The sequence below is a fragment of the Gaiella sp. genome (genome assembly GCF_035710885.1).
GTDB lineage: Bacteria > Actinomycetota > Thermoleophilia > Gaiellales > Gaiellaceae > Gaiella.
This window is the reverse complement of the sequence record NZ_DASTCS010000076.1, coordinates 88714-102355: the sequence shown is the minus strand read 5'-3', so window position 1 is coordinate 102355 and position 13642 is coordinate 88714. Positions and strand designations below refer to the sequence as shown.

General features: G+C 72.7%; 14 protein-coding genes. 7 read left to right on the top strand and 7 right to left on the bottom strand.

The genetic code is table 11. The features are described 5' to 3' along the window. Positions 1 to 5 precede the first annotated feature (5 nt). Positions 6 to 761 carry an SDR family oxidoreductase gene (locus VFO26_RS17400; RefSeq protein WP_325116351.1) on the bottom strand — a complete coding sequence of 252 codons (756 nt, stop codon included), beginning with the start codon at positions 759 to 761 and terminating at the stop codon, positions 6 to 8. 23 nt (positions 762 to 784) lie between these two features. Between VFO26_RS17400 and VFO26_RS17395 the strand changes: the two genes are divergently transcribed. Both VFO26_RS17395 and VFO26_RS17390 read left to right on the top strand, forming a co-directional pair. Then, positions 785 to 1666, top strand: a complete 882-nt coding sequence (locus tag VFO26_RS17395; RefSeq protein WP_325116350.1) for a 3-hydroxyacyl-CoA dehydrogenase family protein — start codon at positions 785 to 787, stop codon at positions 1664 to 1666. Next, positions 1663 to 2841 carry an enolase C-terminal domain-like protein gene (locus VFO26_RS17390; protein WP_325116349.1) on the top strand — a complete coding sequence of 393 codons (1179 nt, stop codon included), beginning with the start codon at positions 1663 to 1665 and terminating at the stop codon, positions 2839 to 2841. Before VFO26_RS17395 ends, VFO26_RS17390 begins: the two co-directional genes overlap by 4 nt. On the opposite strand, the gene VFO26_RS17385 is transcribed toward VFO26_RS17390, so the two are convergent. The 6 genes from VFO26_RS17385 to VFO26_RS17360 all read right to left on the bottom strand — a co-directional run bounded on the left by VFO26_RS17385 (position 2831) and on the right by VFO26_RS17360 (position 8522). Further along, positions 2831 to 3850, bottom strand: coding sequence for an aldo/keto reductase (locus tag VFO26_RS17385; RefSeq protein WP_325116348.1), 1020 nt, complete (start codon positions 3848 to 3850; stop codon positions 2831 to 2833). The genes VFO26_RS17390 and VFO26_RS17385 overlap by 11 nt on opposite strands. A 114-nt stretch (positions 3851 to 3964) precedes the next feature. Continuing rightward, the gene (panB, locus tag VFO26_RS17380; protein WP_325116347.1) at positions 3965 to 4828 is read right to left on the bottom strand and encodes a 3-methyl-2-oxobutanoate hydroxymethyltransferase; all 864 of its coding nucleotides are present in this window, start codon (positions 4826 to 4828) and stop codon (positions 3965 to 3967) included. Between the two features lie 10 nt (positions 4829 to 4838). Further along, entirely contained in the window at positions 4839 to 5894 is a 1056-nt protein-coding gene (locus tag VFO26_RS17375) for an NAD(P)-dependent oxidoreductase (RefSeq protein ID WP_325116346.1), read from the bottom strand. Positions 5895 to 5934: 40 nt separating this feature from the next. Next, positions 5935 to 6720, bottom strand: coding sequence for an MBL fold metallo-hydrolase (locus VFO26_RS17370; protein WP_325116345.1), 786 nt, complete (start codon positions 6718 to 6720; stop codon positions 5935 to 5937). Next, positions 6717 to 7646, bottom strand: coding sequence for a 2-dehydropantoate 2-reductase (locus tag VFO26_RS17365; RefSeq protein WP_325116344.1), 930 nt, complete (start codon positions 7644 to 7646; stop codon positions 6717 to 6719). Before VFO26_RS17365 ends, VFO26_RS17370 begins: the two co-directional genes overlap by 4 nt. A 45-nt stretch (positions 7647 to 7691) precedes the next feature. Next, the gene (locus tag VFO26_RS17360) at positions 7692 to 8522 is read right to left on the bottom strand and encodes an SDR family NAD(P)-dependent oxidoreductase (RefSeq protein WP_325116343.1); all 831 of its coding nucleotides are present in this window, start codon (positions 8520 to 8522) and stop codon (positions 7692 to 7694) included. An 80-nt stretch (positions 8523 to 8602) separates the two neighbouring features. On the opposite strand from VFO26_RS17360, the gene VFO26_RS17355 reads away from it, so the two are divergent. The 5 genes from VFO26_RS17355 to VFO26_RS17335 all read left to right on the top strand — a co-directional run bounded on the left by VFO26_RS17355 (position 8603) and on the right by VFO26_RS17335 (position 13628). Next, a complete protein-coding gene (locus VFO26_RS17355; RefSeq protein WP_325116342.1) occupies positions 8603 to 8851 on the top strand; it encodes a hypothetical protein in 249 nt (82 codons plus the stop codon). 147 nt (positions 8852 to 8998) lie between these two features. Then, positions 8999 to 9871 carry a xanthine dehydrogenase family protein subunit M gene (locus VFO26_RS17350; RefSeq protein WP_325116341.1) on the top strand — a complete coding sequence of 291 codons (873 nt, stop codon included), beginning with the start codon at positions 8999 to 9001 and terminating at the stop codon, positions 9869 to 9871. Positions 9872 to 9876: 5 nt separating this feature from the next. Then, positions 9877 to 10380 carry a (2Fe-2S)-binding protein gene (locus VFO26_RS17345; RefSeq protein ID WP_325116340.1) on the top strand — a complete coding sequence of 168 codons (504 nt, stop codon included), beginning with the start codon at positions 9877 to 9879 and terminating at the stop codon, positions 10378 to 10380. A gap of 3 nt (positions 10381 to 10383) precedes the next feature. Beyond that, a complete protein-coding gene (locus tag VFO26_RS17340; protein WP_325116339.1) occupies positions 10384 to 12732 on the top strand; it encodes an aerobic carbon-monoxide dehydrogenase large subunit in 2349 nt (782 codons plus the stop codon). Beyond that, positions 12729 to 13628: an XdhC family protein gene (locus VFO26_RS17335; RefSeq protein ID WP_325116338.1), complete on the top strand. Its 900-nt coding sequence runs from the start codon at positions 12729 to 12731 to the stop codon at positions 13626 to 13628. The genes VFO26_RS17340 and VFO26_RS17335 overlap by 4 nt, the downstream gene beginning before the upstream one ends. The last annotated feature ends 14 nt before the right edge of the window (positions 13629 to 13642 follow it).

Below are 13642 nucleotides of genomic sequence, written 5' to 3'. Positions count from 1 at the left end.
CGCGCTCAGGCTCCGGGCGGGCCGAGGATCCGGCCGCCGTCGACCGTGAGCACCGTGCCCGTTACCCAGTCGGCGTCGCGGTCGACGAGATGACCGACCCAGCGGGCGATCTCGTCGGGTTGGCCCACGCGCCCCAGCGGGACGAGCTTCTCGAGCTCGCGCAGCCTCGCCTCGGGGTCCGAGACGGCGGTGTGGATCTCGGTCGCGACCGGGCCCGGCCGCACGCAGACGACGCGGACGCGGTCGGGCGCGAGCTCCGCCGCCATGTTCATCGTCATGTGCTCGAGGGCCGCCTTCGTGAGCCCGTACACGGTCTGTCCGCGCCGGTACATGCCGGCTGCCGCGGAGGAGACGTTGACGACCACCGCGGCGGGTGACGAGCGCAGCGCCGGGAGTGCGGCCCGGACGAGGAAGTACGGCGCGCGCACGTTGACCGCGACGTGGTCGTCGAACTCCTCGAGCGTGAACTCGTCGACGGTCTTGAGCCGGAAGCTCGCCGCGTTGTTGACGATCACGTCGACGCGCCCGCGCTCCGCCAGCACGCGCTCCACGAGCTCCTGCGGCGCCTCGGGGCGTGCGAGGTCGGCCGGGAGGGGGAACGAGCGCCCGCCGGCCTCGGCGATCGCGGCCGCCACGTCGTCGAGACGGTTGCGCCGCCTGCCGACGAGCCCGACGTCGAGCCCCCGCTCCGCCAGGTGCCGGGCCGTGGACTCGCCGATGCCGGAGCCCGCTCCCGTGACGATGGCGACGCGCTCGTCCAAGCTGTACGACGATACTACGACCCGTGCGCGTGGCGATCGTCGGTGCGGGCCTGATGGGAGCCCAGATCGGGTGCGAGTACGCGCTCGGGGGTCACGAGGTGCGGCTGCACGCGCGGGATCTCCGGCGCGCGCAGCAGCGCGTCGACGAGGGATTCGCGCTGGTCGACAGGCACGCGCTCTTCACCGCGGACGAGGTGCGCGCCGCCGCCGCTCGCGTCTCGACCGCCGCCGACCCGGGCGACGCGGCTAGCGGCGCGGACCTCCTGGTCGAGTCGCTCCCGGAGGACCTCGAGCTGAAAACGGCTGTCCTCCGCGCAGCGCTCGCAGAGGCGCCGGAGGCCCACGTCGCGACGAACACCTCGTCGCTCTCGATCGCGGCGATCGGCGAGGCGATCGGCTCGCCCGAGCGCACGGTCGGGACGCACTACCTCAACCCGCCGCTCCTGATGCCGCCCGTGGAGGTGATCGGCGGGGAGCGAACCGCCCCGGAGACGGTCGAGCTGGCACGGAAGACCCTGATCGCGCTCGGCAAGCTGCCGGTCGTCGTGCGGCGGGACGTGCCCGGGTTCGTGTGGAACCGGCTGCAGTTCGCGCTCGTGCGCGAGTGCGCGTGGCTCGTCGAGCACGGGGTGGCGAGCGCCGAGGACGTGGACGTGGTGATGCGCGAAGGGCTCGCGCGGCGCTGGCGCCGCGTGGGTCCGCTCCGAGCGGTGGCGCTCGGGGGCATCGACACCTGGAACCGCTCGGGCCGAGGCATCGTCCCCGACCTCTCGAACGCACGAGAGCTGCCGGATCTCGCGACCGTGGCGATCACCGAGGGGAACGTCTCCGACGATGCCGGCGCGCGAGACGCCGCCCTCGCGCGAGAGCTGCGCGAGGAGCGCGCCCTGGGAGCGGCGCGATGAACGCCGACCATCCCGCGGGCGTCGTCACCGACGTCCGCTGCCGGCTCTTCGAGGCGCCGACCGAGGGCGCGGGCGTCCGCTACGCGAACCCCCTGCGGGGATGGGACGCCGCCCGGGACGAGCGCAGCTTCGCGTTCCCCCGCTGGCTCGTCGTCGAGGTCGAGACGTCGACGGGGATCGTCGGCATCGGCGACGCCGCGCTCGCCGCCGACCTCGTCCCGCCGATCGTCGAGACGCGGCTGGCGCCGCTGATCCGCGGCCGGGCGGTGGCGGAGATCCAGGAGACGTGGCAGCTGATGTACCGCGCGACCATGGCCTGGGGCCGCAAGGGGCTCGGCATGGTGGCGATCAGCGCCGTCGACCTCGCGCTCTGGGACGCACTCGGCAAGGCGCTCGCCGCGCCCGTTCACGACCTGCTCGGCGGACGCCGCGCCGAGACGATCCGCGTCTACGCGAGCCGCCTCTACGGCTCGGACTCGCTCGACGACCTCGCCGCGGAGGCGCAGCGCTACGTCGACGAAGGCTTCACCGCCTTCAAGCAACGGTTCCTCTGGGGCCCACCGGACGGACGGCGCGGGATGCGTGCCAACGTCGACCTCGTGCGCACGGTGCGCGAGGTCGTCGGCGACGACGCCGACCTCATGGCGGACGCGTACATGGGCTGGAACCTCGACTACGCCCGCGCCATGGTGCGCCTGCTCGAGCCCTACGACCTACGGTGGCTCGAGGAGGCCCTGATCCCCGACGACCTCGACGGATACGCGGCGCTCACCCGCGAGAGCCCCATCCCGATCGCCCACGGCGAGCACGAGTTCACGCTCGCCGGCTTCGCGGAGATCGCGCGGCGCGGCGCGGCGCGCGTCCTGCAGTTCGACACGAACCGGGTGGGGGGGATCACCCAGGCGGTGAAGGTCTGCGCGCTCGCGGAGGCGTTCGGGCTGGAGGTCGTCCCTCACGCCGGCCAGGCGCACAACTACCACGTCGTCGCCAGCCAGCCCGCATGCCCGATGGCGGAGTACTTCCCGCCCCACGCGATCGAGGTCGGCAACGAGCTCCCGCACTGGCTCTTCGCGGGCGAGCCCCTCGCAGAGGGAGGCCGCGTGCGGCTGAACGGCAAGCCCGGCCTCGGGATCGAGGTGCAGCCGCGTAGCCCGGTCCGCGAGATCACCCGTTAGCCGGGTCCGGCGCGTCCGGGCGGACGAGGCCCTCCGCCTTCAGCTCCGCCCAGAGGCTCCCCGGGATCGGCGCCTCGAGCCGCTCGACGTTCTCGTGCACCTGCTCCGGCCGCACGGCGCCGGGGATCACCGAAGCGACGAGCGGGTGGCCGAGCGGGAACCGCAGCGCGGCCGTGCCCAGCGGCACTCCGTGACGCCCGCACACCGCCCGCAGCCTCTCGACGCGCTCGGCGACCTCCGGCGGGGGGACGTCGTAGCCGTACGTCGCTCCGGCGAGGGGCGGCGCCGCGAGGATTCCCGACGCGAAGACCGCCCCCACGATCACGCCGACGCCCCGGTCGCCGCAGAGCGGCAGCTCCTCGTCCAACGCCTCCTGGTCGAGCAGCGTGTACGGCATGGCCAGGATCACGTAGTCGAGCTCCACGCGATCGAGCAGGACGGGGACCATCCCGAGCTCGTTGACACCGGCGCCGACGGCCCTGATCGCGCCCGCGGCTCGGAGCGCGTCGAGCGCCTTGGCGCCGCCCGTCGCGAGGTCGTCGAGATGACGGGCCAGCACCGGCGGGTCGGGGTGGTGGCGGAGGTCGAGGTCGTGGATCGCGACGAGCTCGACCCGCGAGCGGCCGAGCCGTTGCAGCGAGCCCTCGAGGGCGCGGTGGACGCCGTCGTAGCCGTAGTCGAACTCCTGCTCGAAGGGGAGCCCTCCCACGAAGGGGCCGCGCCCTGCGGGATCGGGCGCGTCCGAGGGCCGCAGCACCCGCCCGACCTTCGTCGAGACGATCACGTCGCCGGGAGGCACGCCACGCAGAGCGCGCCCGAGACGGTGCTCGCTGAGCCCGGCGCCGTAGTGCGGCGCCGTGTCGAAGAAGCGGATCCCCGACTCCCACGCCGCGCGGAGGGTGGCGTCCGCGACGTCCTCGCACAGCTTCTCGAAGAGGTCGCCGAGCGGAGCGCAGCCGAGCCCGAGCTCGGGGAGCTCCACGTCGGTTCGGCCGAGGCGCCGCGTCAACCCTCGACCCGCCGGTAGTCCCCCCGTACCGGTCGGATGAGCGCGCGCATCCTCACTCCGCGCGCGAGCGCGTTGCTCCCTCCGACGCGCACAGCACGACGACCCGCCCCGCGCTCAGGCGTCATCGCCGATCTCCGCGAGCAGCGCCTCGTACTCCACGTCGTCCATCGCGAAGCTGTGCTCCGCGGACGGGAAGACGCCGTCGCGGACCTCCTGTTGAAACTCGCGGAGCGCACCGTCGATCGTCTCGCCGACGTTCACGTAGCGCTTGGCGAAGCGGGGGAGGAAGCGGTCGAACAGGCCGACGAGGTCGTGCAGCACGAGGTTCTGGCCGTCGCAGCCCGGCCCGGCCCCGATCCCGATCGTGGGGATCTGCAGCCGCTCGGTGATAAGCGTGGCGACCCGGTCGGGGATGGCCTCGAGCACCACCGCGAAGCAGCCGGCCCGCTCGAGCGCGTCGGCGTCGCGGACGAGCTGCGCTCCCGCCGCCGCGCTCTTCCCCTGCACCCGCCAGCCGCCGAGCTTCGAGATCAGCTGCGGGGTGAGCCCCATGTGGCCCATCACCGGGATCCCGGCCCGCACCACCGCCTCGATCATCGGCACGACGTCCTCGCCGCCCTCCATCTTCACGACGTCCGCCCCGCCCTCCTTCACCATCCGCATGGCGCTCGTCACCGCGTCCGCAGTCGACGCGTGGTAGGCGCCGAGCGGAAGGTCGCCGACCAGGATCGACCGCTTCGCAGCCCGGCTGATCGCCTTCGCGTGGTGGATCATCTCGTCCATCGTCACCGGCACGGTGCTCGGGTAGCCGAGTGCGGTCATGCCGAGCGAGTCGCCGATGAGGATGAAGTCGATCCCGGCGCGGTCGACGAGCAGCGCCGTCGGGAAGTCGGTCGCCGTGACCTGGAAGACCTTCTCGCCCGCGGCCACCGTCGCCTGGACGTCGAAGATCGTGAGCTTCTTCGGTTCGCCTGCCATGGCCTTCCTTTCACTCTGTGGTCGTCGCCCAGCGCTCTCGGAGCGCCGCGAGCTTCGCCCGGAACCCGGGCCGGTCGAGGACGCCCGGGTTGGCAACGTGGCGCGGCACCTCGCCGCGCAGCACGGCGAGAGCGCTCTCGCACGCGCCGGAGCCGTTCAGCGCCACGAGCTCGTCGGTCCACGCGATCGCGTGCGGCGAGAGCACGACGTTCCCGAGACCGCTGAGCGGCGAGCCCGCGGGCAGGGGCTCCTCCTCGAACACGTCGAGCGCCGCACCGGCGATGCTCCCCTCGGCGAGCGCGCGGGCGAGCGCCGCCTCGTCGACGATCGGCCCGCGGGCCGTGTTGACGAGGTAGGCGGTCGGCTTCATGAGGCCGAGCTCGGCGGAGCCGATCAGGTGGCGAGTCTCCGGTGTGAGGGGGCAGTTGACGCACACGAAGTCCGCCTCGCGGAGGAGCTCGACGAGGTCGACGTGCTCGATGCCGAGCCGCGCCGCCTCGTCCTCCCCCACGTACGGGTCGAAGGCGAGGATCCGCGCGAAGCCGAGCGGCCGCACGAGCTCCACCAGCTCCGCGCCGATGTTCCCGACCCCGATCGTCCCGAGCACCTTCCCGCGCAGCCCGAGGCGGGGCGCATCCTTCTCGTCCCATCGCCCGGTGCGCACCAGCCGGTCGCCGACCAGCACGCGCTTCGCGAGCACGAGCACGTACGTGAGGATCGCCTCGGCCACCGGCCGCCGCACCGCGTCGCGTGTGATGGACACCAGCACGTCGCGCTCGGTGCAGGCGTCGAGGTCGATCATGTCGACGCCCACGCCCCAGCGGGCGATCGTCGCCAGCCGCTCGACGGACGCGAGCGTCCGCGGCGTGACGGGCTGCCACAGCGTGATCGCGGCGTCGCAGTCGCCCACGTCCGAGGCGGTCAGCTCGGCCCGCGGCTCGCCGATGGTCGTGAGCTCGAGGCCCGGCACCGGCTCGAGCAGGTCGCGCACCGCCTCGGCAAGCACCGAGGAGCCGTCGGCCTCGGTGAGATCGCTGCCGATGCCGACGCGGAAGCGAGGGCTCAAGCCCCTCGGGCGCGGCGCACGGCGCCCCGCGTGACAGGCGTCACGCAGCCGCCTCCTCGAGCGTCCAGTCCGACCCGTCGACCACGAGGGTCTGGCCGACCTCGGGCGCGACCACCTGGCGCCGGCCGGTCGTGTCGTACTTCGGCACGAGCTCGAGGAAGCGGTCGACCTCCGCGTCCTTTGCCAGGTAGTGGCACGCGACCGCGATCTCGAGGCCGAGCATCTCGGCGGTCCGCGCGGCCTCGTCGGCGTCCATCTCGCCGGTCAGGAACGTCGCCGGGCCGGGGATCAGATGCGAGAGCTCGCGCGGGAGGGTGCAGCCGAGCAGGCCCACGGTCGGCCGGTACAGCTCCCCGATCAGCCGCATGTCGAAGATGCACGTGTCGCCGTAGTGGTAGATGCGCACGCCCGGCTCGGTCTCGACGATGAACGCGATCGGGTTGCCGACGACCTGGCGGCCGTCCGACAGCGTCCCCGACGACCAGTGGTGGCACTCCACGGGCCGGATCGGCAGGCCCGCCGCCTCGACGACGATCCCCCAGGTCGTCGCCGAGACCTGGTCGGGCGAGACACCCTCGTCGATCAGCATCGCGCGTACAGCCGCGTCGCACACGACGGGCGCGCCGGTCCGCTTCGCGATCGCCGCAGTGTCGCCGTAGTGGTCGAAGGCGGCATGGCTGACGAGGATCACGTCGGGTGTCTCGAGCTCGTCGGGCGCGCAGGGGGCCAGCGGGTTCTGCGAGAGGAACGGGTCGATCAGGATGCGGTGCGTCGGGCCGACGATCTCGAAGCTGGCCGCGCCGTGGTAGGTCAGCCGCGTGCTCACTCGAGGCCCCGCAGGGACTCCCAGCCCTTCACGAGTTGCACGAACGCGCGGTTCAACGGCACCTCGATGCCCTGCTCGTCGGCCGCGCGCACCACGGCGCCGTTGATCACGTCGATCTCCGTCTTTCGCCCCGCCTCGAAGTCCTGCAGCATCGACGCCTTGGAAGGCCCCGCCTTCTCGAGCAGCGCGTGGATCGAGTCGACGCGCTCCTGCGCGTCGATGTCGTAGCCCAGGCCGCGCGCGACGCCCACCGCCTCGCGCGCCGTGTCGCTGACGAGGTCGTGCATCGGGGCGTGCGCGGTGAGCGCGCCCGCGTGCATCCCCGTCAGCGCGGCGGTCGGCAGCGTCGCGGCGTTGAGGATCAGCTTCTTCCAGATCTCGGGCCGCACCGGCGCCGCAACGCTCACCTCGAGCCCACCGTCGGCGAGCGCCTCCGCCAGCCTGGCGGGCCGGGCGTCGTCGGCCTGGCCGTCCGCGAAGGAGCCCACGATCGTCGGCTGGTCGGCCGGGTGCACGACCCGGGCCGGGGCCTGCACGAGGCCGCTGTTGTAGGTGACGCCGACGACGATCTGCTCCTCCGGGTAGACGCCTGCCAGCACGTCGCCGTTGCCCCATCCGTTCTGGAGCGACGCGACGACCGTGTCGGGACCGACGAGCGGCCGGGCGGACTCGGCCGCGGCCGCTGTGTGGTAGCACTTCGTGAAGAAGACAACGAGGTCGACGGCTCCGACGGAGGCCGGGTCGGTGGTCGCCGGCACGCGCGTCGTCGTCTCCTCCTCGCCGCGGACGACGGTGACGCCGTCGGCGTTGATCGTCTCGACGAGCGGGGCGACCACGTCCACGAGCACGGTGTCGTGGCCGCCGCGCGCGAACCGGGCTCCCAGGATCGAGCCCATCGCGCCCGCGCCGACGACGGCGATCTTCATGGAACCTCCTCTGCTGCCAGACCGGTGGAATGCGATCCTACAGGTCTACCGATCGGGGTGGAACCAGCGCCCGCCCGCGCTCGCGCCGCCGTCCACGTGCAGCGTCTGCCCGGTGAGGAACGAGCCGGCGTCGGAGGCGAGGAGGAGGCAGGCGCCGACGAGCTCGCGCGGGAGCCCCGGCCGCTCGGCAGGGACGCGGTTCAGGATCCAGCGGCGCATGTCGTCGTCCGCCCAGACGGGGGCCGCCAGCGGCGTGTCCATGAACCCGGGCGCGATCGCGTTCGCGCGGATCCCGTGCTCGGCCCACTCGAGCGCCATCACCTTCGTCAGCTGGCTGAGCCCCGCCTTCGCCGGCCCGTAGACGGAGATCTGCTCGAGCGCATACAGGGCGTTCAGGGAGGAGATCGACACGATCGAGCCGCCCTCGCCCTGCGCGATCATCCGTCGGGCGGCGGCCTGCGAGAGGAAGTACGGCAGGCGCAGGTCGATGCGGGTGATCCAGTCCCAGCTGTCGCGGTCCATCTCGAGCATCGGCATGCGCCGGTTGACCGCCGCGTTGTTCACCAGCACGTGCACCCCACCGAGCTCGTCGACCGCCGCCGCGACGAGCCGTTCGGGGGCGTCCTCGTCGGCGAGGTCGACCTCGACTCCCGCCGCCTCGACCCCGGCTCCGGCGAGGAGCGTCACCAGCTCGTCGACGGGCTCCTGCTCGAGGTCGGTCACGAGCACCCGCGCCCCCGCGGCACCGAGTCCCGCGGCGAACCACCGGCCTAGCCCGCCCGCCGCCCCCGTCACGATCGCCACGCGGCCGGCGAGCGAGTACAGCTCGCCCGGGGCGAGCGCGCGGACGGCGTCGGCGTCGAGCGGCGCGCTCATCCCCCTGCGCACGACATGCCGCTCACGAGGCGACCCTACAACACGCGGACCGGCGGATTCGCGCCTCGTATCATCACCGCATGGCGCCGACGATCCACTCCCTCGTCCCCGCCGTGGCCGGGTGGCACGCGCTGTACCGCGGCGAGTACGAGGAGGACGCGGAGAGCGCGCGGGTGGTCGCCTGGGCGCTGGTGGACGGGGAGGACGGCGGGCACGAGGTCGTGGGCCTCGTCGTCGCGCCCGACGACCCCACGAAGATCGTCCCGGCCCCCGAGGCCGCGTCCGCGATCGCGCCCGAGTTCGACCGCTACGGCTTCCGGCGCGAGTGAGCCGGGCGGCGCGCCTTCCGTCGCCGCCGGGCTGAGCGCGCGCGAGGCTCTGGCCCTCGCGCCGACTGGTCGGAGACATCCGGGCGGGCACGAGTGTCGTATGCTCGAACGTCCACTCGTTGGCGTCCCCCAGGAGAGGAGGGAACGGTGTACCCGCCGCGCTTCGACTACCTCGCACCGTCGTCGGTCGAGGAGGTGGTTGCGGCTCTCGGCGAGCACGAGGGGGCGAAGGTGATGGCCGGCGGCCAGAGCCTGATCCCGGTGCTCAAGCTCCGGATCGCCTCCGTCGACACCGTCGTCGACATCAACGGCGTCCCGGGACTGGACGGCATCGAGGAGGAGGCCGGAGAGCTGCGGATCGGGGCTCTCGTGCGGCATGCGGATGCGGAGCGCTCGCCGCTGCTCGCGAGCAGATACGGCCTGCTCGGCAGCACCGCGCCCCTCGTCTCCGACCCGCTCGTCCGCAACCGCGGCACGATCTGCGGATCGCTCGCGCACGCCGATCCGCAGGGCGACTGGGGCTCGGCGATGATCGCCGCCCGTGCGACCGTCGTGGCGCGCGGCCCGAGCGGTGAGCGGACGATCCCGGTCGAGGAGCTCGCGGTCGGCCCGTTCATGACGACGCTCGCCCCCGACGAAGTGATCACCGAGGTACGCGTGCCCGACCCGGGGCCACGGACGGGCGGTACCTACCTGAAGCTCGAGCGCAGGGTCGGCGACTACGCGACTGCGGCCGTCGCGGTGCAGGTGACGCTCGAGAACGGGCACGTCCGCGAGGCAGGGATCGCGCTGACAGGCGTCGGCGCGACCAACCTGCGCGCGGCAGCCGCCGAGGACGCCTTGCGGGGCAGCGAGCCGGGCGAGGCGGCGATCCGGGAAGCGGCCTCGCTCGCCGCCGCGGCGGCGGACCCGCAATCCGACCACCGGGGAAGCGCGGAATACAAGAGGAACGTCGTGCGCGTCTTCTGCGAGCGCGGCCTTCGCACTGCGATCTCGGCCGCGCAGGCCGGCCAGGAGTGACGGACATGACCCAGCTCGAATCAACCACCACCCCCGGGCTCCACCCGGTCGAGGTCACGGTCAACGGCCAGGCGCGCGAGGCCGAGGTCGAGGCGCGCCTCCTGCTCGTGCACTTCCTCCGTCAGACCCTCGGGCTCACCGGGACGCACCTCGGCTGCGACACCACGAGCTGCGGCGCGTGCGCCGTGCTCGTCGACGGGACGCCGGTGAAGTCCTGCACGATGCTCGCAGTCCAGGCGACGGGCAACGAGATCACCACCGTCGAGGGGCTCGCGCAGGGCGGCCAGCTGCACCCCGTGCAGCAGGCGTTCCACGAGGAGCACGGCCTGCAGTGCGGGTTCTGCACGCCGGGGATGATGCTCACCTCGGTCGCGCTCCTCGAGGCGAACCCGAGCCCGACGGACGAGGAGATCCGCTGGGCGCTCTCCGGGCAGATCTGCCGGTGCACGGGCTACCAGAACATCGTCCACGCCGTGCAGAGCGCGGCCACGACCATGAGGGAGGCGTAGGCGATGTCGGCAACGCACGAGGTCCGCGGCGTCGGCCACTCCGTCAGGCGCAAGGAGGACGCGCGCTTCCTCCGCGGCAGGGGCCAGTACTTCGACGACATCACCCTTCCCGGGATGCTCCACATGGAGATCCTCCGCAGCCCGTACGCCCACGCGCGCCTGGGCTCGATCGACACCTCCGCCGCCGAGGCGCTGCCGGGCGTCGTCGCCGTCGTGACGGGCGAGCTGATGGCGCAGCACAACCTCGCCTGGATGCCGACGCTGTCGGGCGACACGCAGGCCGTGCTCGTCACCGACAAGGTGCGCTACCAGGGGCAGGAGGTCGCGTGCGTGATCGCCGAGTCGGCGTACGTCGCGAAGGACGCACTCGAGCTGATCGAGGTGGAGTACGAGCCACTGTCCGCGGTCACCAGCCCGCAGCAGTCCTCGTCGAGCGATGCGCCCCTGATCCGCGACGAGAAGGAGGGGCAGGACTCCAACCACGTCTACCACTGGGAGGCCGGCGACAAGGACGCGACCGACCATGCCTTCGCCGAGGCCGATCATGTCGTCAGCCTGGACACCTTCTATCCGCGCTCGCATCCGGCGCCGCTCGAGTGCTGCGGCTGCATCGCCGACGTCGACCCGGCGACCGGCAAGGCGACGATCTACCTCACGTCGCAGGCGCCGCACGCACACCGGACGCTGTTCGCGATCGTGGCGGGGCTGCCGGAGCAGTCGATACGGATCATCAGCCCCGACCTCGGCGGCGGCTTCGGCAACAAGGTGCCGATCTACCCCGGGTACGTCGTGGCGACGGCGGCGTCGCTCCTGATCGGCCGTCCGGTGAAGTGGGTCGAGGACCGCACCGGGAACCTGATCTCGACCGGCTTCGCACGCGACTACCACATGCGCGGCGAGCTGGCGGTGAAGGGCGGCAGGATGACCGGGCTGCGAGCGTCGCTTCTCTCCGACCAGGGCGCCTTCTACGCGGACGCGCAGCCGACGAAGTTCCGCGCGGGGCTGTTCCACATCGTCACCGGCTCGTACGACATCCCGGCGGCGCACGTCGTCGCCGACGGGTGGTACACGAACAAGGCGCCCGGCGGCGTCGCGTACCGCTGCTCGTTCCGCGTCACCGAGGCCTCGTACCTGATCGAGCGACTCGTCGACAACGCCGCCCACGAGCTGGGCGTCGACCCCACGCGGTTCCGGCTCGACAACTTCATCCAGCCGGAGCAGTTCCCGTACCACTCTGCGACCGGGTTCGTCTACGACTCCGGCAACTACCCCGAGGCGATGCGGATCGCGCTCGAGAAGCTCGGCTACGAGGAGCTGCGCCGCGAGCAGGTGGAGGCCAGGGCCCAGGGGCGGCTGCTCGGCATCGGGATCGCGTCGTTCACCGAGGTGGTCGGGGCGGGGCACGGCAAGGAGTACGACATCGCCGGCCTGAGGATGTTCGACTCGGCCGAGCTGAGGGTGCACCCGACCGGGAAGGCGATCCTCAAGCTCGGCGTCAAGTCGCAGGGCCAGGGACACGAGACGACCTTCGGCCAGATCGTCGCGCAGGAGCTCGGGATCCCGACCGAGGACATCGAGGTGCAGGAGGGCGACACCGACAACACGCCGTACGGTCTCGGCACCTACGCGAGCCGCTCCACGCCGGTGGCGGGCGCGGCGACGACGGTCATCGCGCGCAAGCTGCGCGACAAGGGGAGGGAGATCGCCGCGCACCTGCTGGAGGCCTCCGCCGACGACATCGAGTTCGACGCCGGCCGCTTCTTCGTGAAGGGCTCCCCGGAGCGGTCGAAGACCATCCAGGACGTCGCCTTCGCCGCGTACACGGATCTCCCCGACGGCATGGAGCCGGGCCTGGAGGGCGTCACCTACTACGACCCGCCGAACATGACCTTTCCGTTCGGCACGTACCTCGTCGTTGTGGAGGTCGACCGCGGGACGGGCCAGTGGAAGCCGCTGAAGGTCGTCGCGGTGGACGACTGCGGCGTGCGGATCAACCCGATGATCGTCGCGGGGCAGATCATGGGCGGCCTCACGGAGGGGTACGCGACGGCCGCGATGCAGAAGATCGACTTCGACGAGGACGGCAACTGCATCGGCTCGAACTTCACGGACTACCTGATCCCGACCGCTTGGGAGACGCCGGAGTTCGACCTCGGCGAGCTCACGACGCCATCGCCGCACCACCCTCTCGGCGCGAAGGGCGTCGGCGAGTCGGCCACGGTGGGGTCGCCCGCGGCGTACGTGAACGCGGTGATCGACGCGCTCTGGCATGCGGGGGTGCGGAACATCGACATGCCGCTCACGCCGGACAAGGTGTGGGAGGCGATGAGCGAGGCGGGCATCGCGGAGTGAGCGACCCGCGCCCGGGAGCGGATCGCGGGACGGTGCTCGTCGAGGCGGGACGGCTCGCCGCGGAGGGCACGCCGTTCGCGCTCGCGACGGTCGTCTCCGTCAGGCGACCGGCCTCGGCCCGGCGCGGCGACCGCGGCATCGTGACGGCGGACGGTCGGCTGGTCGGCTGGGTCGGGGGCGCCTGCTCCGAGCCGGCGGTCGTGCGCGAGGCTCTCCACGCGCTCGCGGAGGGCACCACGCGCCTGCTCCGGATCTGCCCGCCCGGCAGCTCCGAGGGAGAGGAGGGCGTGGTCGTGGCGGAGAGCTCCTGCGCATCCGAGGGGACGGTCGAGGTGCTGATCGAACCGCAGTTGCCGCAGCCCCTGCTCGCGGTCGTCGGGGACAGCCCGGCGGCCGTGACCCTGCGTGAGCTGGCCGCCGCGATCGGCTGGAGGGTGACCGCGGACCTCGGCGCCGGAGCCGAGGCGATCGTCGTCGCGACGATGGGCCGGGGCGACACCGAGGCGCTCGACGCCGCCCTCGCCACGCCTGCCGGCTACGTCGGGCTGGTGGCGAGCGCCAGGCGGGCGGGCGTCGAGCTCGCCGCCCTGCGAGACCGAGGGCTCGACGAGGCGACGCTCGCACGGGTGCGGAGCCCGGCCGGGCTCGATCTCGGCCCGCTGACCCAGCCGGAGATCGCGGTAGCCGTGCTCGCGGAGCTGGTCGCGTGGCACCACGACCGCGGGCCGCTCGGCGAGCTGCCGGTCGAGGCTGTCGACCCGGTGTGCGGGATGACGGTCGCGGTGGGCGCCGACACGCCCTCGGCCGAGCACGAGGGATCGACCTACTGGTTCTGCTGCCCCGGCTGCCGGGGCCGGTTCGCACGGAACCCGGCGAAGTACCTCGCCTCCGCCTGAGATCCTTGACGGCG